Genomic DNA, 21,484 nt, shown 5'->3' on the forward strand with positions numbered 1-21,484 from the left:
TCCACGCATGGCGTGGATCTACTGTTGTGGGTGCGAACCTTGGTTCGCACGCTCCCGCCCATGACCGATGGGACGGTATCCCCGCGCCCCCGCTGGCTAGACTCGACGAGTTGATGATCGAGCCGAAGGGCAGGGGTGCGATGTGTTGAAGTGGGGCATGCTGGCCGCAGCGCTGGCGATGGGTGGCAATGCAGGAGCGCAGCAGCGCGAGACGGTGGACCTGGACATGGTCAGCCGCATCCGCCAGGAGGCCTTCCACCGTTCGCAGGTGATGGACACCTTCAGCTATCTCACCGAGCGCATCGGGCCGCGCCTGACCAACTCGCCGGCCATGGGTCGCGCCAACGCCTGGACCCGCGGCAAGTTCAACGAATGGAAGCTGGACAACGTCCACGACGAGGCCTTCGACGACTTCGGGCGCGGCTGGGAGTTCACTTCGGCGAGCGTGGAGATGCTGGGCGACCGCGTGCAGCCGCTGCATGCACTGCCCAAGGCCTGGACGCCGGGCACCAAGGGGCCGGTTGAAGGCGAGCTGGTCCAGGTCGAGATCAAGAAGCCCGAAGACATCGAGAAGTACCGCGGCAAGCTGCGCGGCAAGATCCTGCTGCTGGACGAGGCGCGCGAGTACAAGCGCGGCACCGAGGCGGATTCGCATCGCCACGACGCCACCTCGCTGGAAGGCCTGCAGGAGTTCACCCTGCCCAAGGACAAGGACGCCACCGCCGAGCGTGCCAAGCGGGTCAAGGAGTATCAGGAACGCCAGCAGCTGGCGACCAAGGTCAATGCGTTCTTCGTGGAAGAGGGCGCGCTGGCCTCGATCAGCATCAGCAGCTGGGACAACGGCATCATCCGGGTTGCCGGTGGTGGTTCGCGCAAGGCCGGTGAGTCGGTGGGCATCCCCGAGCTGGCGATGATCAGCGAGCACTTCAATCCGCTGGTGCGCGCGCTGGAGGCCAAGCAGACGGTGCGCCTGCGCGTGGATGTGGCAGCACGCTTCACCGATGAGGCCGACCAGCCCGGTTACAACACGCTGGCCGAGATCCGTGGCAGCAGCAAGCCCGATGAAGTGGTGATGATCGGCGCGCACCTGGATTCCTGGCACAGCGGTACCGGTGCGGCCGACAACGCGGCTGGCGTGGCGGTGATGATGGAGGCGATGCGCATCCTCAAGGCCACCGGCGCCAAGCCCAGGCGCACCATCCGCGTGGCGCTGTGGAGCGGCGAGGAACAGGGCCTGATCGGCTCGCAGGCCTATGTGGCCAAGCACTTCGGTCGTTTCCCGGAACCCACCGACCCGGCGCAGAAGGCGCTGCCGGCCTCGCTGCGCGAGCCCACCGGCGCGCTGCAGAAGACCCGCGATTACGGCAAGTTCCAGGTCTACTTCAACATGGACAACGGCTCGGGCCGCTTCCGCGGCATCTATGCGCAGGAAAACCTGGCGGCGATGCCGATCTTCGAAGCCTGGCTGGCGCCGTTCCATGACGTGGGCGCCACCACCGTGGCCACCCGCAACACCGGCAGCACCGACCACATCAGCTTCGACCGCATCGGCCTGCCGGGCTTCCAGTTCATCCAGGACCGGCTGGACTACTTCACCAATGTCCACCACAGCCACCTGGACACCTGGGACCACGCCGAACCGGAGGACCTCAAGCAGGCCGCAGCCATCGTCGCCTCGTTCGCCTACAACGCCGCGATGCGCGAGCAGCCGTTCCCGCGCAAGGTGGAACCGTAAAAGGGGACGGAGGGGATTAAGTCGTTTCTCCCCTCCGTTTCCCGGGTGCAGCGCCCCAGGCTGGGCAATCGCGACTTAATCCCCTCCGTCCCCTTTTTCCGTCGGGGGCGGAGGGCTGGTAAAATCGGGGGATTCCCGTTCCTCGAGCCGTCCATGACCTGCCGCACCCGCTTCGCCCCCAGTCCCACCGGCTACCTGCACATCGGTGGTGCCCGCACTGCGCTGTACTGCTGGCTGGAGGCCCGCCACCGTGGCGGCGAGTTCGTGCTGCGCATCGAGGACACCGACCGTGAACGCAGCACCCAGGGCGCGATCGACGCGATCCTGGAGGCGATGGAGTGGCTGGGCCTGGACTATGACGAAGGCCCGATCTACCAGACCGACCGCGTCGCCCGTTACCTGGAAGTGGCCGAACAGCTGGTGGCCGACGGCAAGGCGTATTACGCATACGAGACCCGCGAAGAGCTGGACGCGATGCGCGAGGCTGCCATGGCCAGGCAGGAGAAGCCGCGCTACAACGGTGCCGCGCGTGACCTGGGCCTGCCGCGCAGGGATGATCCGAACCGCGTCATCCGCTTCAAGAACCCGCTGGAAGGCACGGTGGTGTTCGACGACCTGATCAAGGGCCGTATCGAGATCGCCAACAGCGAGCTGGATGACATGGTCATCTTCCGCCCGGACGGCTACCCCACCTACAACTTCGCGGTGGTGGTGGACGACTGGGACATGGGCATCACCGAGGTCATCCGCGGCGACGACCACATCAACAACACCCCGCGCCAGATCAACCTGTACGAAGGCATCGGCGCGCCGGTGCCGAAGTTCGGCCACATGCCGATGATCCTGGACGAGCAGGGCGCCAAGCTGTCCAAGCGCACCGGCGCGGCCGACGTGATGCAGTACAAGGACGCCGGCTACCTGCCGGACGCGCTGCTGAGCTACCTGGCCCGCCTGGGCTGGTCGCACGGTGACCAGGAGCTGTTCAGCCGCCAGGAACTGATCGATCTGTTCGACGTGAAGGACTGCAATTCCAAGGCCTCGCGCCTGGACATGGCCAAGCTGGGCTGGGTCAACCAGCACTTCCTGAAGACCGAGGACGTGTCCGCGATCGTGCCGCACCTGGTCTACCAGCTGCAGAAGCTGGGCCTGGACGTGGCCGCTGGCCCGGCCCCGGAGGACGTGGTGATCGCCCTGCGTGAACGCGTGCAGACCCTGAAGGAAATGGCCGAGAAGGCCGTGGTCTGGTACCAGCCGCTGACCGAGTACGACGAAGCAGCGGTGGCCAAGCACTTCAAGGCCGGTGCCGAGGTGGCGCTGGGCAAGGCCCGCGAGCTGCTGGCCGCCCTGCCGGAATGGACCGCCGAGTCGGTGGGCGTCGCCCTGCACGAGGCGGCCGCAGCGCTGGAAATCGGCATGGGCAAGGTCGCCCAGCCGCTGCGCGTGGCCATCACCGGCACCCAGGTCAGTCCTGACATTTCCCATACCGTTTACCTGGCCGGCCGCGAGCAGGCCTTGAAACGCATCGATGTGGCCATCACCAAGGTAGCAACGGCCTGAGGCATCCTTGCCAGGCCCGAACCGGAGAACACGCATGCCCGCCAAGACCGCCACTGCCTGTACCGCCCCGCACCACCACGTCCACGACGCATCGGACTTCGTGGCGGTGGTCGAGCGCGTCTCGCGCGAACGCGGGCTGCGCCTGACCCCGATCCGCGCCAACGTGCTGAAGCTGATCGCCGAGGCCGGCAAGCCGGTCAAGGCCTACGAGCTGCTGGAGTGGGTGCGCAACGGCAAGGGCGTGGGTGCTGATGCCCCGCCCACCGTGTACCGCGCCCTCGACTTCCTGATGGCCAATGGCTTCGTGCACAAGCTGGAATCGGTGAATGCCTTCGTGGCCTGCCACCATCCCAGCAGCGCCGCGCATTCGGTGCCGTTCCTGATCTGCAACAGCTGCCACAGCGCGGTGGAGCTGGAAGACCGCGAGATCGTCACCCAGCTGGAGAAGCGCGCCAAGGAGCTGGGTTTCCAGCCGCAGGCGCAGACCCTGGAAGTGCATGGCCTCTGCGCGCGCTGCGCGGGTTGATCGTGTCGGCGGTAGAGTCGGTCGGCGGTAGAGTCGACTGTTAGTCGACTGCTCTTCCGTGAAGCCCACGAGCACCCCGCGCTGCGCGATAGTCGACTAACAGTCGACTCTACCCAGCCGTCTCTACCCAGCCGAGTCCTGCAGGGTCGCGCCCTAGTCCATGGGCTTGCTTGCCGTATCCACCCGCACGATCACCGACATGCCGGGGCGCAGCTGCGCGGCCAGCTTCTGGCCTTTGTTGATCGATATCCGCACCGGCAGCCGCTGCACCACCTTGGTGAAGTTGCCGCTGGCATTGTCCGGGCGCAGCACGCTGAATTCCGACCCGGTGGCGGGCGCGATCTCCTGCACGCGGCCCCGCAGCACCTGGCCTTGGAACGCGTCCACCGAGAACGTGGCCGGCTGGCCGATCGCCATCCCCCACGTCTGGCCTTCCTTGTAGTTGGCCACCACCCACAGCGTGTCAGGTACCAGGAACAGCAGCTGCGAACCGGCGGCAACGTACTGGCCCACGCGTACGCTGGCTTCGCTGATCTGGCCGTCGCGCGGCGCGTGGATCACCGTGTTGGCCAGATCGATGCGCGCCAGTTCCAGCTGCGCCTGCGCGCTTTCCACCTGGGCCTCCAGGCTCTTTCGCGCCACCTGGGTCGATACCAGCGTTTCCTCGGCGATGCGGATCTGCGCCTGCGACTGCTGCACGCTGGCCTGTGCCGAGGCCTGGGTGGTGCGGAACTTGTCGCGGTCGTTGATCGATACCAGCTGCTGCGCGGCCAGCTCTTCGTAGCGCTTGGTCTCGTTGCGTGAGCGTTGCAGCTCCGCCTGCCCGGCCGACAATGTGGCGCGGGCGGAGGCAATCTGTGCACGGTTCTGCGCCTGCGACTGGTCCGAGTTGGCCAGGGCCGCGCGTGCGCTGTCCAGCGTCGCCTGCGCCTGGGCGACCCGCTGCGCATAGATGCGGTCATCGATGCGCAGCAGCGGCTCGCCTTCCTTCACGTGCTGGAAGTCCTTCACCAGCACCTCGGTTACATAGCCGTTGACCTGTGGCGCCATCACCGTGATCTGTCCGCGTACATACGCGTTGTCGGTCACCATCACGCTGCTGGTGAACGGCCACAGGTGCCAGGCGCGCAGGATCAGCGCAATGCCCAGCAGGGCCACCACCACCATCACCACCACGCTGCGCGCGCTGGGCTTGAGGTACTTCGGCGCGACAGCGGGTTCTACCGGCGTAGGGGCAGGCGCCGCGTCGGTCGGCGGCGGTGGGGTTACGTTGTCGGCGTCGTCGGGTCGGGGCGGGACGGGAGGCATGGTCGAGAACTCAGCGGGGCGCGGCCGGCGTGGCCACAGCGGGGGAAGTGGGGTGGCGCTTGCGCCATTGCTTGAGCACGGCGGTGCGCAGCGACAGCAGCAGCAACCAGCACAGGAAGCCGATGGCCAACCAACCGCTCAGCGTGAACACATCATTGAAGCCGCGTACGTTGGCTTCGCGGCGCGTCGTCTGCGCCAACTGCGCGCTGCCCTGCGCGCTGCGCAGCACCGGATCGGTGATCTGGGCGCTGTACAGCTGCTGTTGGACGCGCAGGCGCTGTGCCACCACCGGATCGGCCGGGTCGAGCTGGCTGGTCAGCGCGCTGGAATACAACTGCTCGCGATGCAGCTGGAAGGTGCCCAGCACCGCCGAGCCGGCCAGGCCGCCCAGCGTCTGCGTGATCGACAGCGTCACCAGGAAGGTGATCATGTGGTCCACGCCCTGTTTCAGCGCGGCGGAAATGCCGAGCATGATCAACGGGCCCATGAACATGCCGGCACCGACCGAGGCCAGGAACTGGCTGGCGTAGAAGTCGTGCCGCCGATCCATGCTGGTGCGGTGCTGGTCGAAGAACGCGGCGGCGCCCAGCAGCAGGATCGCCATCAGCAGCTGCGGGATCAGCCGTTTGGGCCCGAAAGTCAGTGCAGTGCCGGCGATACCGGTGATCACGCCGGCAAGAATCACCACGAACAGCGGCCGCAACTGATCAGGGCCCATGCCGAGCGTGCGCATCAGGTTGACCACGCCGTAGGACTGCTCGGTGGTCAGGAAGCGGATCAGGAAGGCGCCGACGATGAAATGCAGTACGGGCAGGCTGGCCAGCCAGCGTGTCTGCAGCAGCGGATTGCGCCGGTAGTGCTCGATGATGAAGGCGGTGGTGGACAGCACGATCGAGGCGACCAGGGCCCAGCCCAGCCACGGCGTGTTGAGCCACCAGCGGGTGTAGCCCTGCGCCAGCACGATCACCAGCAGCGCGACGGCCGGTGCAAGCAGGGCAAAGGTGAGGAAGTCCAGCGGTTCGAACGCCTTCACCTGGATGCCGGGCGGCAGCTTCAACACCACCACGGCGGCAAACGCACACAGCGCCAGCCCGGCTTCAAACGAATACAGCTGGTGCCATTGGCCGGTATCCACCAGGCCTGGCGAAACGATCCAGGCGATCGGCACCGCCAGCTGCGAAAGGCCGACGCCGACCACCAGCAGGTTGCCGGTAAAGCGGCGCGGCAGCGCCTGCAGCATGTACAGCGTGCCCAGTGTCGAACAGGCCGCACCCGCGAAGCCGCTGGCGGCGCGGGTCAGCATCGTGGTCTCGAAGCTGCCGACGAACAGGTGCAGCACCGCCAGCGCCGCGTACAGGCCCAGCCCGATCTCGGCGAACAGGCGGATGCCGTACTGCTGGCGGAACTTGAAGGCCAACAGGTTGGCGGTGACATTCACCATGGCATAGGCCGCCACCAGCCAGCTGCCCTGGGTCGGGGTCAGTGCCAGCTGGCCCTGCAGGAACGGGAGGTTGGCGGTAACCAGCGCATTGCCGAGGCCGCCGGTGATCGCCACCAGCAGTGATACCAGCGCATAGGCCGCGCGCCGATACGGCGGGTGCCAGGGCATCGATGCCGAACCGGGCATGGTCGGCTTTTCGTGCTCCTCCCAATCCGGAACCGGCTTCAGATACGGCTGGACCATCAACGGGCCTCGCTGGCAGCTCCCTGGAGACCCCCACGCAGCAGCTGCAGGGCACGCCCGGCCAACTGGGCGCGCTCGTCGCGGGTCTTGCCGCGCAGGGCCGCACCCAGCATGCCCGAGATCAGTGAAATATCCGTCTTTTCCAGGTCGGCACGGCACAGCCCGGCGGCCTTGGCGCGCGCGATCGGTTCCTCCAGCAGGTCGCGCACGGTCTCGCGCGCGGCGCGCATGGACGGCACGTCCGAATCGACCGCACGCCAGTAATCGGCCAATGCCGGCGAATCAATGATGCGCTGGGCCATGCCTTCGAACACCTCGAACAGGGCGTCGTCGCGGTCGCCGAGCTGCTCGACCTGGCGCCGGATGCGGTCGACCGTGCGCTGCAGCAGCGCCTGGATCAGCGCGGTGCGGTCGGGGAAGTTGCGGTACAGGGTGGCGCGGCCTACCTGGGCGCGTTCGACCACCAGGTCCAGCGGGGCGGTGACACCGTGTTGGCCGAACACATGATCGGCGGCATCGAGGATGAGGGCACGGCGGGCAGCAGCATCGGCACGTTGGGCAGTCATGGAATTATTTTCGGACAGAAGTGTCCGATTGGCGAGACATTGGGTGACGGGATTGTCCGCTTGTTGTGGTACGCACATCTTTGTGACGAATGTGTGATGGCTTGGGTCGAAATGAAAACGGGGGCCCGAAGGCCCCCGTGGAATGGCGTGGGGGTCAGAGCCCTTTCCTTCGAGAAGGGCTGCGACCCCGCCGTGTGCGATCAGAAGAACGCGCGGATGCCGAATGCGACACCACGGCCTGGCAGCGGCGAGTAGTCGCGCAGCAGCGAGGTATGCGGACGCACTTCGCGGTTGGTCAGGTTGCTGCCATCCAGGAACACCTCGTAGCTGTTGCTGGCGTTGCGATCCCAGCGGTAGGCCAGATGCGCGTCGACCAGAGTGTAGCCGTCGCTCGGGGCTTCGTTCTGGGCGACGTCCTTCTGGCGGCTGTAGCGCACCGCACCGACCGAAGCGCGCCAGCCGTCCTTCGACCAGCGCAGGTCGGCGCCGACGCGGGCCGGTGCGATACGCGGCAGATAGCCGGTGTTGGCCAGTTCCACCGTGTAGTTGTGGTTGTGGTCGCCATGCGGCACGGCGATGTCCAGGTTGCGGCTGCCGCTGCCATCCAGCTTGGCCCTCACGTAGTCGCCGAACAGGCGCAGATCCCAGTCACCGGCGCCGCCCTCGAACAGGTGCACCAGCGCTTCGGCCTCGGCACCGCGGAACACCGCGTCCTGCTGCGTCCAGGTGCGCACCGGCAGGCCCTCGGTGATGCCGGTGTCGGCCAGGTAGATGAAGTCCTTGAACCTGGTCTGGTAGACCGACGCAGAGAAGTCCAGGCGCTCGCTGTGGGTGTGGATACCCAGTTCCACGCGCTGGCCGCGCTCGGTCTTCAGGTTGGCGTCGCCGATTTCCAGCGAACGGGTGGCGATGTGCGCGCCGGCGGCATACAGCTCTTCGTTGGTCGGTGCTCGCTCGGAGCTGTCCACGCCGATGCGCAGGTCAACGGCATCGTTGAGCTTCCAGATACCAGCGGCAGACAGGTTGGTGGCACCGAAGGTGCGGCGGCGGTAGTCACCGGTCGGGTCCAGCTTGACCTGGTCGTGGCGGCCGCCCAGTTCCAGCTTGAACGGGCCGAACTGCTTTTCCTGCAGTACGAACAGGCCGATGTTCTTCGTGCCTGTATCCGGAACGAACGCCTCTTCGCCCTTGGCACCGAAATCACTGTTGCCGAACTGCAGGCCGAAGGCGCCGTCCCAGCCGCCGATCTGCTGCTGCACCGCTTCCAGGCGCGCTTCGATGCCGCGGTTGGTGAAGCGGGTCGACGGCGTACCGGCCTCCAGCTCTACGTGCTCGTAGTCGGTGTAGGCCACGCGTGCGTTGATGTTCTTCAGGAACGAGACCGGGTTGTAGATGCCGGCCTTGGTCTCGAAGCGGTTCTGCACCATGTCGATGCGCACGTCATGCTCGTCGCCGCCTTCCTCTTCATCACCATGGTCGTGACCGTGGTCATGGCCATGATCATCACCGTCGGCGTGCACGTGCGCGCCATTGGGAATGCCATAGTTGGTGCGGTAGGTGCTGGCCGACACGCCGAAGTAGCCACCGTCGCCCAGCCACGTTGCGCCGACGCCACCGGCGCGTGTGCGGATCGAACTGTTGTCGAGGCGGCCGCGGCGCGGTTCTTCGCCTTCCTCGCCCGCGTGGTCATGGTCGTGGTCGTCGTGGTGGTCTTCCAGGCTGTCGATCACCGCGTAACCGGGAATGCGGTAGTCGTCGCCGTTGCGGACCAGGCCATCCACATGCAGTACGACGTTGCCGCTGACGCCATCGAGGCGGAACATGCCGCTGCGCTCGTTGTTCACCGAATTGCCGCGCAGTTCGGCACGACCGCTGAGCGGCCGCTCAGGCAGCTCGCGCGCGATGCGCCCGTCGACCACATTGACCGCACCACCAATGGCGCCGCTGCCGAACAGCAGCGTGGCCGGGCCCTTCAGTACTTCGATCTGGTCGGCCAGGAACGGTTCGATGCTGGTGGCGTGGTCGGCGCTGACCGTGGACGCATCCATGTTGCCCATGCCGTTGGACAGCACGGCCACGCGCGGGCCTTCCTGGCCACGGATGATCGGGCGGCCGACGCCGGGGCCGAAGAAGGTGCTCTGCACGCCGGGCAGCTTGGCCACGGTATCGCCGAGGGTGCCGGCCTTCTGCTCGTCCAGGCGTTCACCGGCCAGCACCTCCACCGGGCGTGCCAGCGATTCGGCATCACCCTGCAATGGCGACGCGGTGACCTGCACCGACGACAGCTCGGTCAGGTGGCGGTCACGATGGGCGGTGTCCTGGCCGGCTGCAAAGGCGACGGACGGCAGCAGGGCGGCGAGCGCCAGGGCCAGGGAATGCGGCTTGAGCCGTGGGGTATGGGCGGGCATGGACGGGTCCTTTGTTACAATGTATCAATCGCGGGGCGCACGAATCCCGTCGATGGGACAGGGGGAGGGAAACCGTGCGGGTCGGAGAGGGATGTTATATTATTCCATAACGATTCGCCGACCCTGCTGGAAGTCATGTCCCTGTCCTCACGCCTGCGCCACCTGCTCGACCGTTTCGGCGCCACTGGTTCGATGCTGTGCGCGGTGCACTGCGCGGTGATCCCGGTGCTGCTGGCCGCAGCGCCTTCATTGGGTCTGTCGTTCTGGCTGAGCGACGGCGTGGAACAGGCGCTGGTGGTGTTCGTGACCCTGCTGGGGTTGTTCAGCCTGGTCTGGGGCTACCGCCGGCACGGTGCGCTGCGTGCGCTGGGCTTCCTGATTCCCGGCCTGGTCGCATTGTGGGCCGGCGTGCTGTATGACCCGCTGCACCACAATGCGGTGCCGCACGCGGTGGTGATGACCATCGGTGGCCTGCTGGTGGGTGTGGCCCATCTGGTCAACCTGCGCCTCAACCACGGTCACGTGCACGACGCCAGCTGCGCGCACTAGGCGCTCCGTGATAGGATTTTCGATCGTGCGCGGGGGCGCCCAGCAAGGCGGCCCCGCCGAACCCGTGTCAGTACGGGGTAACCAGATTTCACATTTGAGGAGTTGAAGACATGGGTAAGGGTGACCGCAAGACCGCCAAGGGCAAGCGCTACAACGCCAGCTATGGCAACGCCCGTTCGCACACCGCCAGCAAGGTCGCCGTAGGCGCCGCCGCTCCGGTTGCCAAGAAGACCGTGGCCAAGGCTCCGGCGAAGAAGGCTGTGGCGAAGAAGGCCGTCGCCAAGGCCTGATCCGGTCGAACGACCGGTTCAATGAAAAACGCGGCGCCTGGCGCCGCGTTTTTTTATGCCTGTCCGGTGAGCCGAGCGTGGGTTCGGCTCTACAACCGCATCAGCGCAGTGTCTTCTTCAGCGTTTCCGGATTGCCATCGTTCGGCGCGGCCGGTACCTGCAGCAGGTGGGCCAGCAGCGGATAGACATCGACGTTGTCGAAGCCATCGATCACCAGGCCCTGGCGGAACGACGGGCCGCCGGCCACGAACACTGCGCGCATGGAAGGCAGTGCGTTGTCGTAGCCATGCGAACCTCGATCCTGCTTCGCACGCTTGGCGATCTTCTCCTGGTGCAGGGCATCCCAGCCTTCATCCATGACACAGACGATGGCCGGAACCCGCGGATGCGTGCCGTAGTGCCAGCGTGCCGGCAGGTTCTCCTTCTTCCAGCATTCGTAATGCGCGTGGCGTCCGAGCAGGGCGCGTTCGGCTTCCGCTTCGCGGCCGGCGACCGGCGCAAAACCCACTGACTGGCCCTGGCTGATATTGCGTGCAATGGCCGGGTCGGCCATCGACTCGGTGGCGATCACGTTGCCGTCGGCGACGCTGGCCATGCCGTGGTCGGACACGACGATCACGTTGGTGGTCTTGGCCAGATCGCGCTGCTGCAGCCCGTCGAGCACCTGGCCGACGATCTGGTCGGCGCGCACGATGGCGTCGGCGTACTGCTTCGACCCGGGGCCGTAGTTGTGGCCGGCCTTGTCCACGTGTTCCATGTACAGCGTGGTGAGGCGCGGTGCATCAGCATCGGTCCGCGCCAGCCAGTCGAGCACGATGCCGGCCCGCTGCTCCAGCGGTTCCTTGCCGTCGTATACGCGCCACTTGCTGGGGCGCACGCCGCGGATTTCAGACTCACTGCCCGGCCACGCCGTGGTGGCCGAACGTACGCCAGCGTTCTCGGCACTGACCCAGATCGGTTCGCCACCCCACCAGCCGCTGGTGGTGACCGCGTCACGGTTGCTCAGTTCGAAACGGCCCAGGGTTGCATCGTCCATGCTGTTGTTGACGATGCCGTGGTGGTCCGGACGCAGGCCGGTGACGATGGTGTAGTGGTTGGGGAAGGTCAGCGACGGATAGGACGGCGTCATCCAGCGTGCACGCACGCCGCCGTCGATCAGTCGCTGCAGGTTCGGAGTGAGCCCACGGTCCAGCGCATCGGCGCGCAGGCCGTCGATGGAGATCAGCAGCAGCTTCGGAGGCGAAGCCGCAGCGGCGGAACCGGGAACGGAGGCGGAAGGGGCGGGCGCGGTGGTGCAGGCGGCCAATGGCAGCAGCAGCGCCAGCGCGCAGGTCAGGCGTACGGAAGTCATCCGCGCATGATAAGCCCGCGCAATGACGCGCCCAAGACACGGCGCGCTATCGCGCCCCGTGTCCGCGCATTTTTCCTTATCGCCGCGCCTGTCGGCGCGCCCCCTTCAACAGGAAGGGGGCTTTCTCCAGACATGTCCCTGATGATTCCATCCACGCATGGCGTGGATCTACCGTGTCGACCAAGGTCGACACCTACCAACAGTTGCGCAGAATGACGTCCGGACAGATCGCCGGAACCTGTCGAAGGCTGGGTGGGTCCGGTTGCAGGGGCGTGAGCGCCATGGATGGCGCGACCGAGCTTACAGGGACGTACTTGCAGCGTCCCCTGCAACTGGACCCACCCTGCCTCCCCGCAGGAAGCCCGCTGTTGCTGTTGCTCTAGCCTCTGCGGGTGCCGGGCGCAGCCCGGCCAGCCCTCTCAGCCGAACAGCGGGGCCTGGCGTTGTTCCAGCCGCAGCAGCGCGGCCTTGGTTTCCAGCCCGCCGCCGAAACCGGTCAATGCGCCGTTGCTGCCGATCACGCGATGGCAGGGCAGGATGATCGGCAGCGGATTGCGCCCGTTGGCCGCGCCGACCGCGCGGGTCGCACTGGGCTGGCCGAGGTGCTGCGCCAGCTGCAGGTAACTCCAGGTCTGGCCGAACGGAATCAGTGCCAGCGCCTGCCACACCCGCAGCTGGAACGGCGTGCCACGTGGCGCCAGCACAAGGTCGAAGCTGTTGCGCTCGCCGTGCAGGAACTGCAGCAGCTGTTCGCGTGCTTCCGGCAGCGCATCCGGTGCGTAGTGCCAGTCATCGCGTCCGCGTGCCGGATGGCGGTTTTCGGGGAAAAGCACGTGTGACAGGCCACGTTCGTCACCGGCGATGGTCAGTACGCCGATCGGGCTGTCGAAACGATCAAACAACAGGGTCATGTCGGTTCTCCAACGAACGTGCCGGACAAGTGCCACAGGTGCAGCACGGCGTAGGCGCGCCACGGACGCCACGGTTGCGAGCGCGCTTCAGTTGCACGTTCGCTCAGGCGCTGGCCATGTGCGTGGCCGAGCACCTGCTGCAGCACCAGGTCGCCGGCGGGGAAGGCATCGGGCTGGCCGAGCCCGCGCAGGGCGATGTACTGCGCGGTCCACGGGCCGATGCCGGGCAATGCCACGCAGCGCGCAACAAAGTCTTCCAGGGCCTGCCCGGGTCCGAAGTCGAGCTGGCCGCTGGCACATGCAGCGGCCAGCGCACGCACCGTGGCGGCGCGGCTGCGCGGCAGGCCGATCGATTCCAGCGGCGCCTCGGCCAGCACCTCGGGCGCTGGGAACTGGCGATCGAACTCGGACGGCATGCCCGGCAGATGCGCCCCATACGCATCCACCAGACGCCGCGCAAAGGTGGTGGCGGCGGCGACGCTGACCTGCTGGCCGAGCACGGCGCGTACGCCGACCTCGAAGCCATCCCAGCCGCCCGGAACGCGCAGCCCCGGGCGTTCGGCGATGCCGCGTGCCAGCAAGGGTTCTTCGCCCAGCGCGGCGTGCACCTGTTGCAGGTCGGCGTCCAGATCGAACACACGACGCACACGGCGCACGATGTCGGGGATCAGGCGCGGGTCGACCGCACCCAGCTGCAGACGCAGTTCCGGGCGCTTCGGGTCGGCGGTGACGCGCAGCAGGGTGGGGCGCTCGGGTGTGCCGAGCACGCGCTGGTAGCTGTCTTCGCCGATCAGTTCGATGCCAGGCAGGCTGCGCTTGCGCAGGAAGGCCAGCATTCGCGGGAAGTCCAACGGTGGGCGGTACACGAGCCGCAGTACCAGGCCGCCGTCATCGGCGGCCAGCGGCTGGTGCTGGCGACGCAGCGCCGTCGGTGCCATGCCGCAGCCCTGCAGGAAGGCGGTATTGAAGCGGCGCAGACTGTTGTAGCCGGCGGCCAGCGCAACATCGGTCACCGGCAGCGTGGTTTCGGTCAGCAGTTGCTTGGCCAGCAGCAGGCGGTGGGTGGCATGGATCTGTCCGGGTGTTGCGCCGAGATGTTCGACGAACAGGCGCTGCAGCTGGCGCGCGCTGAGGCCGATCTTCTGCGCGAGGTCTGCAACGGGCTGCTCCTGCAGGAAGCCGCCGTGGATGATGGCGAGGGCGCGCTGCACGGTTTGCCCGGCCAGTGCCTGCTGGGCCTGCGGTGCCAGTTCGGGGCGGCAGCGCAGGCACGGCCTGTAGCCGGCAGCAGCGGCCGCGGCAGCGGTCGGATAGTAGGTGATGTTGCGTGGCTTCGGCGGCGGCGCCGGGCAGACGGGGCGGCAATAGATGCCGGTGCTGCGCACGGCGGTGAAGAAAACGCCGTCGAAGCGTGCGTCACGGGCCAGGCGGGCGCGGTCGCAGGCGGCGGTGTCGAGGGCGAGGGCGGTGTCCATGGCGCCAGTCTAGGCGTGTGCGGGTAGGGATACTCGCCACATTCGGACATGGATGCTGAAGGGGGCCAGGCCGGGCTGCGCCCTGCCCCCGTGGTAGTGCCGGCCGCTGGCCGGCAACGGCAACAGCAGAAGCTGGTTTCCTGCGGCAGGGCGGGGTGGGTCCGGTTGCAGGGGACGCTGCAAGTACCCCTCCGGGGCCCGGCCCAGCCGCTGGCGGCTGTGCGTTCGGGCGCTTGCGAAGCAGTGCTTCGCAAGCAAAGCGCCCTCACCCATGTAAGCTCGGTCGCCGCTTGCTCGTGTGCGCTGTCCTGCGCACACGGCAAGACCGGGGTTGGGCGTCCTGCCCAACCCGCCCGAGGCATGCCTCGGGCCCATGGCGCTCACGCCCCTGCAACCGGACCCACCCCGCCTTCGACAGGTTCCTGCGAACTGTCGGGACGGCGTTCTGCGCGGCTGTTGGTGGGTGTCGACCTTGGTCGACACGCTTTTCCCAAGGGTCAGAAGGGGTTCAGTGCCACGCGCTGAATGCGTGCCCCGGACGGGTAGACTGTGGCTCTTGCTCACGTGAAGACCGGTTGCCCGATGTCCGCCAAACTCTGCTGGTTGCCCCTGTTGTGCCTGGCCCTGGCGGGCTGCAGCCAGCTGGAGAATCCGGGCAATGTCACCGCCGCCGACAAGGCCGCGCGGGCGCCGGCCAGCGATGGTGAGAACATGGTGTCGATCAATGCCGCCGATGCACCACCACCGCCGGCGCCGCCGCGCAGCCGGGCGGATCGGCCGTGGCCGCAGGCGCAGTTGGAGAATGGCCGCGCCTGGGTCAGCTGCAGTACCGAGTACGCCGGTGAGGCGGGCGATGGCGTCGAGCTGGAGGGCCTGCAGCGCGAACAGATCACCCAGGCACTGGCGCCGTGCGCCGAACGTGGCCTGATGCGCGTGCGTTACGCCGGCAAGATCAATCCGGGCTTTGCCGAGATGATGTGGCGGTTGGCCGTGGTCGCTGACGAGCAGAAGATCCACAAGCGCATCCTCGACCTGGATTCCAGCGGCGGCCAGGTGGAATCGGCGATCGTCGCCGGCGACAGCATCGGTGAATCGGGCTGGACGATCTGGGTGCGCGAGGGCTCGATCTGCCACAGCGCCTGCGTGTTCGTGCTGGCTGCCGGTGACAACCGCCTGCTGTCGGGCAAGGTCGGCATCCACCGCATGATGCGGATCAGCTCCAAGGCCACCTCGCGCGCGGAACTCAACCGCGAGCTGCACGAGGTCTACGACAACGTGAAGGACTACCTGCAGCGCAACGGCGTGGCGGTGGGTGTGGCCGATCTGATGATGACCGTGCCCAACCGCAGCCTGCGCCTGCTGACGCAGGATGAGCTGCGCCAGTACGGCCTGGACGGCACCAACGCGGTGCAGGACGATCTGGAACGGATCAAGCAGATGCGGGCCTGTGGTGACGACTTCGTGCAACGCAAGGACGCGTTCCTGATTGCCTTCGACCAGCAGTGCAAGCGCGAAGGCGCCGACATGGAATCGATCAACAGCTGCGGCCAGGCACTGAAGCAGCGCTTCGGTTTCCCGGATGCGGTGTGCCCGGAAGAAAGCCCACTGTCGGAGATCGATGTGGCAACGCTGCCACCGGCACCGTCGGAGCCGCCGCCGGTGGCCGAACAGGCGCCAGTGAACACCGCCGCGCCCGCCGCGCAGGCTGATGCGGCAGCGGTGGAGGGCAACGCCCCGGCACGCTGACGGCATAGTCACCGCGCTGGCGTAGACTGCGGTTCTCTCCAGAAAACCGGCGGTGTCCATGAAGCGCGTGCTCCTGCTGCTGTCCCTGCTGCCCCTGACCGCATTGGCGCAGGCACCTGCGCCGGCCACGCCGGCACCGGCTCCGGCACGCCCGGCCCCGGCCTCGCCAGCGGCTGCGAAGCCAGCCACCGCCGGTGCCCCGGCGTTGACCGCTGCACAGCAGGCCCAGGTGCAGAAACAGGATGCCGAGATGGGCGCTGCTGCACTGAAAGCCGCGCAGCTGGTCGATGCCAACCGCGCCGGCGAACTGTGGGATGGCGCCTCCGCCGTCGCGCGCCGTGCAGTACCGAAGGCCGCATTCGTCAGCCAGCTGACCACCGAGCGCACGCGCCTGGGTGCGCTGGCCGGGCGTGGCCAGCCCACCATCACCCGGGTCAAGTACAGCGCAGGTGCCGCGGTGCCGGAAGGGCTGTACATCAACGTCAGTTTCCCGACCCGTTTCGCCAACAGCGCGCAGCCGGTGCGCGAGCTGGTCTCGTTCCGTTTCGACGAGGACCAGGTGTGGCGCCTGGCCGGTTACAGCCTGCGTGCGTCGGCACCCTGAGGATCGGTAGCAGGTAATTCATTGGTGGAGCCATTTGCAGAGATGCTTGGGAAAACAACGACGCAATATCATCTGACCGAAGGGCAGCTTAATGGCCCGGCTGCCGCTTCGGCGGTCGATGGTCTGTCAACGCGCGTGGGATTTGCGCTCCCTGAAAGTTACATTGAATTCTTCAAGGCCCACGATGGTGGTGAAGGATTCATTGGCGATGGCTACATCATTTTCTGGAGAGTCGAAGAAGTAGTCGATTTCAACCGTGAATATGAGGTCGGGACATATGCCCCGGGAATATTTTGGTTCGCTTCCAACGGCGGAGGCGAGGGGTATGGGTTTGACACATCGGATGTGGCAATGCCGGTGGTTCGGGTTCCTTTCATAGGTATGGATCGTCAGCATGCGATCTTGGTGGCGAGGGACATTCCCGATCTGTTCGCTCAGCTGGCAGAACAGGATGGTTGACTTGAACAAGCATTCGCGCCCCAAGGGCATGGAATTGTTTGAGATCAAGCCCGTTATCCTTGGCGGTGATCCGGTCTGTCCTGAGAATAAAACGTGGTTGACGAGACAGCAGCATTTTGAGGCTGTGCGCTACTGGAATCGAATTATCAGCAGTCTGCGTAATGAATCGAAGTAATTGAGGATCGTCCGATCAACCTGATGCCCCGTGGATGAGCAAATGGCAACTGAACTGACAATGCTGGCCTGGTCGACCGTGCTCGGCTTCGTTTACATCTTCGCCACCTCCACCGTGGTCACCCGCGAGCGCGGGATGAAGTGGAATGCCTCGGCACGCGATGGCGACGCAAAGCCGGTCAGCGCGCTGGCCGGGCGCCTGCAGCGTGCGCAGGCCAACTTCCTGGAGACGTTCCCGTTCTTCGCCGCCGCCGCCATCGCGGTGGTCGTGGCCGGTCGCGGCAACGACACCACTGCACTGGCGGCGCAGGCCTACTTCTGGGCGCGTGTGGTCTATCTGCCCCTGTACGCCGCAGGCGTGCCCTACGTGCGGAGCCTGGTGTGGCTGGTGTCGCTGCTGTCGATCCTGGCGCTGGTGTTCGCACTTCTGTAAGTCGGCCTGATCCAGATCAAGGCCGCTCAGGTGCGCGGCGCTATGCTGGCGCGGACTGAATCAACGGCAGGAGGCGCGCATGCGCAGGATGGACGTGGTGGTGGTCGGCGCCGGACCGGCAGGTCTGTGCTTCGCGCGCGCGCTGGCCGGCAGCGGGCTGCAGGTCGGGCTGGTCGAAGTTCAACCGCGCCAGGCCCTGGCCGAAGCCGCCTTCGATGGCCGCGAGATCGCGCTGACCCATGCCTCACGGCAGAGCATGGAGCAGCTGGGTCTGTGGCAGCGCCTGCCGCAGGCCGAAGTCGCTGAACTGCGCGATGCCAAGGTGATGAACGGCGGCTCGCCGTTCGCGCTGACCTTCGCCAGCAGTCAGGTCGACGGCCAGCCGCTGGGCTGGCTGGTACCCAACCATCTGATCCGCCGTGCCGCATGGGATGCGGTGCAGGGCCAGGACGGCGTGGAACTGTTCGACGGGCGCAAGGTGCAGGGCGTGCAAGCCGATGCACAGGGCCATGTGGTCAAACTCGATGACGGCAGCCAACTGCATGCGCGGCTGCTGGTGGCCGCTGACAGCCGCTTCTCCGCCACCCGCCGCATGCTCGGCATCGGTGCGCAGATGCGCGACTTCGGCAAGTCGATGCTGGTGTGCCGCATGCAGGTCGAGCGCGACCATCGCCACACTGCCTGGGAATGGTTCGGCTACGGCCGCACGATGGCGCTGCTGCCGCTCAACGAGGGCCAGGCATCGGCGGTGATCACGCTGCCGCCGCGGCAGATCGAGGCGCTGCTGGCGATGGACGAGGTGGCCTTCGGCGAGGCCATCAGTGCTTGCTTCGAACATCGGCTGGGCCGGATGCAGCCGGTGGCCACGCCGCAGGCGTATCCGCTGGTAGGTGTGTACGCGCACCGTTTTGTTGGCGAGCGTTCGGCGCTGATCGGCGATGCCGCCGTCGGCATGCACCCGGTCACCGCGCATGGCTTCAACCTGGGCCTGGCCAGTGCACAGCGGCTGGCGCAGGGCATCGTCGCGCAGCAGCGTCGCGGTGCCGACATTGCCGCCGCCGGCATGCTGGCCAGCTACCAGCGGGGTCATCGGCTGGCGTCGCGGCCGCTGTACGAGGCCACCAATGCGATCGCCAGCCTGTACACCGACGATCGCCGCCCGGCGCGGCTGCTGCGGGCGGCCGGCCTGCGCCTGGCGCAGGGCGTGGCACCGTTCAGGCAGCTGATTGCTTCGCACCTGACCCAGCGCGTAGCCTGAACAGCCTCACATCAGCCGGCGGCCAGCACCCGGATCTGGCTGTCGGCGAACTCGACCACCTGGCCTGCGCGGATCTTGCAGGCCTTGCGCAGTTCGACTTCGCCGTCGACCCGCACCAGGCCTTCGCTGATGACCATCTTGGCTTCGCCGCCGCTGGTGACCAGGTCGGCCAGCTTGAGCAGCTGCTTGAGTTCGACGTAGTCGCCGTCGAGGTCGAATTCGAGAATCTGCATGGAGCGGGGTTCCTGGGAAGAGGGGCGCAGGCCAGCGGCCGGGCCGGGAAGAGGGCGCGTATTGTGCGCCAGCACGGGGCATGACGGCACGCGCACGGAAAGCTGTACGCCTCGTTCAGGATCAATGCGGTATCATTCCGCTCTGAGCGAGTGAAATCTCCTCCGACCGAGCAGCGCCAGGGCACGCGATAAGAAGGGCGCCCAAAGCGCGGACCATCACCTTTTTTATCGCACTGCCAGGAAGACGGCAGTGCCTTCGGAGTTCCCCATGTCCCAAGATTCCCAAGCGCCGCTGCAGTTTGCGCAGCTCGGCCTGTCCGAGCCCGTGATGCAGGCGGTCACCGCCATCGGCTACGAAACCCCGTCGCCGATCCAGGCCGCCACCATCCCGGCGATGCTGGAAGGCCGCGACGTGCTGGGCCAGGCCCAGACCGGTACCGGCAAGACCGCCGCGTTCGCGCTGCCGGTACTGTCCAACATCGACCTGCAGCAGATCAAGCCGCAGGCCCTGATCCTGGCGCCGACCCGCGAACTGGCCATCCAGGTCGCCGAGGCGTTCCAGTCCTACTCGTCGAAGATCCCGGGCTTCCGCGTGCTGCCGGTGTACGGCGGCCAGCCTTACGGGCAGCAGCTGTCGGCGCTGCGCCGTGGCGTGCATATCGTGGTCGGTACTCCCGGTCGCGTGATCGACCACCTCGACCGCAGCACCCTGGACCTGTCCGAGCTGAAGACCCTGGTGCTGGACGAAGCCGATGAAATGCTGCGCATGGGCTTCATCGACGACGTCGAAGCGGTGCTGAAGAAGCTGCCGGAGCAGCGCCAGGTGGCCCTGTTCTCGGCCACCATGCCGCCGCAGATCCGCCGCATCGCGCAGACCTACCTGCAGGACCCGGTGGAAGTGACCATCGCGGCCAAGACCACCACCTCGGCCAACATCCGCCAGCGTTACTGGTGGGTGAGCGGCATGCACAAGCTGGATGCGCTGACCCGCATCCTGGAAGTCGAGCCGTTCGACGCGATGATCATCTTCGCGCGCACCAAGGCCGGCACCGAAGAACTGGCCAGCAAGCTGCAGGCCCGTGGCCTGGCCGCTGCCGCCATCAACGGCGACATGCAGCAGGCCCAGCGTGAGCGCACCATCGCCATGCTGAAGGAAGGCAAGCTGGACATCCTGGTCGCCACCGACGTGGCTGCGCGCGGCCTGGACGTGGAGCGCATCAGCCACGTGCTGAACTACGACATTCCGTACGACACCGAAAGCTACGTGCACCGTATCGGCCGTACCGGTCGTGCCGGCCGCAGCGGCGAGGCGATCCTGTTCGCCACCCCGCGCGAGAAGGGCATGCTGCGCCAGATCGAGCGCGCCACCCGCCAGCCGATCGAAGAGATGCAGCTGCCGAGCGTGGAAGCGGTCAACGACACCCGCATCAACAAGTTCACCTCGCGCATCAGCGAAACCCTGGGTGCCGGTGGCCTGGATTTCTACCGCCAGCTGCTGGAGCGCTTCGAGAACGAGCAGAACGTGCCGGCCATCGAGATCGCCGCCGCGCTGGCCAAGATGCTGCAGGGTGACACCCCGTTCCTGCTGCAGCCGCCGGTGCGTGCCCCGCGTGAAGAGCGCGCCCCGCGCGAGCGTTTCGACCGTGGCGACCGTCCGGAGCGTGGCGATCGCTTCGACCGCAACGAGCGTGGTCCGCGCTTCGAGCGTGGCCCGCGTCGCGACGACGCCGAAGGTGGTTTCGAGCAGCGTCCGCGCCGTGAGGTTCCGCCGCGTGGTGCACCGGAGCAGGGCATGGAGACCTACCGCATTTCGGTGGGCCACCAGCATGGCGTGAAGCCGGCCAACATCGTCGGCGCCATCGCCAACGAAGCGGGCCTGGAAAGCCGCTTCATCGGCCGCATCGACATCCACGACGACTTCTCGCTGCTGGACCTGCCTGCACAGATGCCGCCGGACGTGCTGTCGCACCTGCAGAAGGTGTGGGTGTCCGGCCAGCAGCTGCAGATGCGTGCGCTGGCTCCGGGTGAAGACACCAACCCGGCCCCGCGTCCGTTCAAGCCGCGCTTCGACAAGCGTGGCCCGGGCGGCCCGGGTGGTCCGCGTCGTGGTGGCCCGGGTGGTCCGGGTGGCCACGGTGGCGACCGCGGCGGTGACCGCGACAGCCGGCCGCCGCGTCGTGACGGCTTCAAGCCGCGCGGCCCGCGCAGCTTCTAAGC

The 21,484-nt window shown here is 66.9% G+C and carries 20 protein-coding genes; 12 read left to right on the forward strand and 8 right to left on the reverse strand.

Annotated features, from left to right (window positions below; translation table 11 throughout):
• The first annotated feature begins 157 nt into the window (after window positions 1–157).
• The 3 genes from CKW06_RS07770 to CKW06_RS07780 all read left to right on the forward strand — a co-directional run bounded on the left by CKW06_RS07770 (window position 158) and on the right by CKW06_RS07780 (window position 3,818).
• A complete protein-coding gene (locus CKW06_RS07770) occupies window positions 158–1,735 on the forward strand; it encodes a M20/M25/M40 family metallo-hydrolase (protein WP_032964382.1) in 1,578 nt (525 codons plus the stop codon).
• 153 nt (window positions 1,736–1,888) lie between these two features.
• Window positions 1,889–3,292: a glutamate--tRNA ligase gene (gltX, locus tag CKW06_RS07775; RefSeq protein WP_024958160.1), complete on the forward strand. Its 1,404-nt coding sequence runs from the start codon at window positions 1,889–1,891 to the stop codon at window positions 3,290–3,292.
• Window positions 3,293–3,326: 34 nt separating this feature from the next.
• Entirely contained in the window at window positions 3,327–3,818 is a 492-nt protein-coding gene (locus CKW06_RS07780; protein WP_004150412.1) for a Fur family transcriptional regulator, read from the forward strand.
• A gap of 153 nt (window positions 3,819–3,971) precedes the next feature.
• Here the strand turns inward: CKW06_RS07780 and CKW06_RS07785 are convergent, their stop codons facing one another.
• The 4 genes from CKW06_RS07785 to CKW06_RS07800 form a co-directional block, all read right to left on the reverse strand.
• Window positions 3,972–5,126 (reverse strand): HlyD family secretion protein, encoded by a 1,155-nt coding sequence (locus CKW06_RS07785; protein WP_024958161.1) that lies wholly within the window; start codon window positions 5,124–5,126, stop codon window positions 3,972–3,974.
• Window positions 5,127–5,136: 10 nt separating this feature from the next.
• The gene (locus CKW06_RS07790; RefSeq protein WP_024958162.1) at window positions 5,137–6,810 is read right to left on the reverse strand and encodes an MFS transporter; all 1,674 of its coding nucleotides are present in this window, start codon (window positions 6,808–6,810) and stop codon (window positions 5,137–5,139) included.
• Entirely contained in the window at window positions 6,810–7,376 is a 567-nt protein-coding gene (locus tag CKW06_RS07795; RefSeq protein ID WP_019659167.1) for a TetR/AcrR family transcriptional regulator, read from the reverse strand. The genes CKW06_RS07790 and CKW06_RS07795 overlap by 1 nt, the downstream gene beginning before the upstream one ends.
• A gap of 200 nt (window positions 7,377–7,576) precedes the next feature.
• Entirely contained in the window at window positions 7,577–9,784 is a 2,208-nt protein-coding gene (locus tag CKW06_RS07800) for a TonB-dependent receptor (protein WP_024958163.1), read from the reverse strand.
• A gap of 135 nt (window positions 9,785–9,919) precedes the next feature.
• Between CKW06_RS07800 and CKW06_RS07805 the strand changes: the two genes are divergently transcribed.
• On the forward strand, window positions 9,920–10,333 hold the full coding sequence (locus CKW06_RS07805) for a MerC domain-containing protein (protein WP_008264835.1): 414 nt from the start codon (window positions 9,920–9,922) through the stop codon (window positions 10,331–10,333).
• Between the two features lie 110 nt (window positions 10,334–10,443).
• A complete protein-coding gene (locus CKW06_RS07810) occupies window positions 10,444–10,623 on the forward strand; it encodes a 30S ribosomal protein THX (protein WP_004150462.1) in 180 nt (59 codons plus the stop codon).
• Window positions 10,624–10,723: 100 nt separating this feature from the next.
• Here CKW06_RS07810 and CKW06_RS07815 read toward each other — a convergent pair whose 3' ends face one another.
• From CKW06_RS07815 to CKW06_RS07825, 3 genes are all read right to left on the reverse strand, one after another.
• A complete protein-coding gene (locus tag CKW06_RS07815; RefSeq protein ID WP_024958164.1) occupies window positions 10,724–11,974 on the reverse strand; it encodes an alkaline phosphatase family protein in 1,251 nt (416 codons plus the stop codon).
• Window positions 11,975–12,393: 419 nt separating this feature from the next.
• Entirely contained in the window at window positions 12,394–12,885 is a 492-nt protein-coding gene (locus tag CKW06_RS07820) for a methylated-DNA--[protein]-cysteine S-methyltransferase (protein ID WP_005412705.1), read from the reverse strand.
• Window positions 12,882–14,360: a DNA-3-methyladenine glycosylase 2 family protein gene (locus CKW06_RS07825; RefSeq protein ID WP_024958165.1), complete on the reverse strand. Its 1,479-nt coding sequence runs from the start codon at window positions 14,358–14,360 to the stop codon at window positions 12,882–12,884. Before CKW06_RS07825 ends, CKW06_RS07820 begins: the two co-directional genes overlap by 4 nt.
• A gap of 582 nt (window positions 14,361–14,942) precedes the next feature.
• On the opposite strand from CKW06_RS07825, the gene CKW06_RS07835 reads away from it, so the two are divergent.
• From CKW06_RS07835 to ubiM, 6 genes are all read left to right on the forward strand, one after another.
• A complete protein-coding gene (locus tag CKW06_RS07835) occupies window positions 14,943–16,106 on the forward strand; it encodes a COG3904 family protein (protein WP_024956279.1) in 1,164 nt (387 codons plus the stop codon).
• 58 nt (window positions 16,107–16,164) lie between these two features.
• Window positions 16,165–16,710 (forward strand): DUF4019 domain-containing protein, encoded by a 546-nt coding sequence (locus tag CKW06_RS07840; protein ID WP_005408699.1) that lies wholly within the window; start codon window positions 16,165–16,167, stop codon window positions 16,708–16,710.
• A gap of 24 nt (window positions 16,711–16,734) precedes the next feature.
• Window positions 16,735–17,169, forward strand: a complete 435-nt coding sequence (locus CKW06_RS07845) for an SMI1/KNR4 family protein (RefSeq protein WP_224119399.1) — start codon at window positions 16,735–16,737, stop codon at window positions 17,167–17,169.
• Window position 17,170: 1 nt separating this feature from the next.
• Window positions 17,171–17,344, forward strand: a complete 174-nt coding sequence (locus CKW06_RS07850) for a hypothetical protein (protein ID WP_197570734.1) — start codon at window positions 17,171–17,173, stop codon at window positions 17,342–17,344.
• A 42-nt stretch (window positions 17,345–17,386) separates the two neighbouring features.
• Complete coding sequence (locus CKW06_RS07855; RefSeq protein WP_005408701.1) at window positions 17,387–17,776, forward strand: MAPEG family protein; 390 nt, start codon at window positions 17,387–17,389, stop codon at window positions 17,774–17,776.
• A gap of 79 nt (window positions 17,777–17,855) precedes the next feature.
• A complete protein-coding gene (gene ubiM, locus CKW06_RS07860) occupies window positions 17,856–19,034 on the forward strand; it encodes a 5-demethoxyubiquinol-8 5-hydroxylase UbiM (RefSeq protein WP_024956276.1) in 1,179 nt (392 codons plus the stop codon).
• Window positions 19,035–19,045: 11 nt separating this feature from the next.
• Here ubiM and CKW06_RS07865 read toward each other — a convergent pair whose 3' ends face one another.
• Window positions 19,046–19,267, reverse strand: coding sequence for an RNA-binding S4 domain-containing protein (locus CKW06_RS07865; protein ID WP_005408703.1), 222 nt, complete (start codon window positions 19,265–19,267; stop codon window positions 19,046–19,048).
• A gap of 268 nt (window positions 19,268–19,535) precedes the next feature.
• Between CKW06_RS07865 and CKW06_RS07870 the strand changes: the two genes are divergently transcribed.
• Entirely contained in the window at window positions 19,536–21,482 is a 1,947-nt protein-coding gene (locus CKW06_RS07870) for a DEAD/DEAH box helicase (RefSeq protein ID WP_024956275.1), read from the forward strand.
• Window positions 21,483–21,484: the final 2 nt, after the last annotated feature.

It is taken from the genome of Stenotrophomonas maltophilia, assembly GCF_900186865.1.
Taxonomy (GTDB): Bacteria; Pseudomonadota; Gammaproteobacteria; order Xanthomonadales; family Xanthomonadaceae; genus Stenotrophomonas; species Stenotrophomonas maltophilia.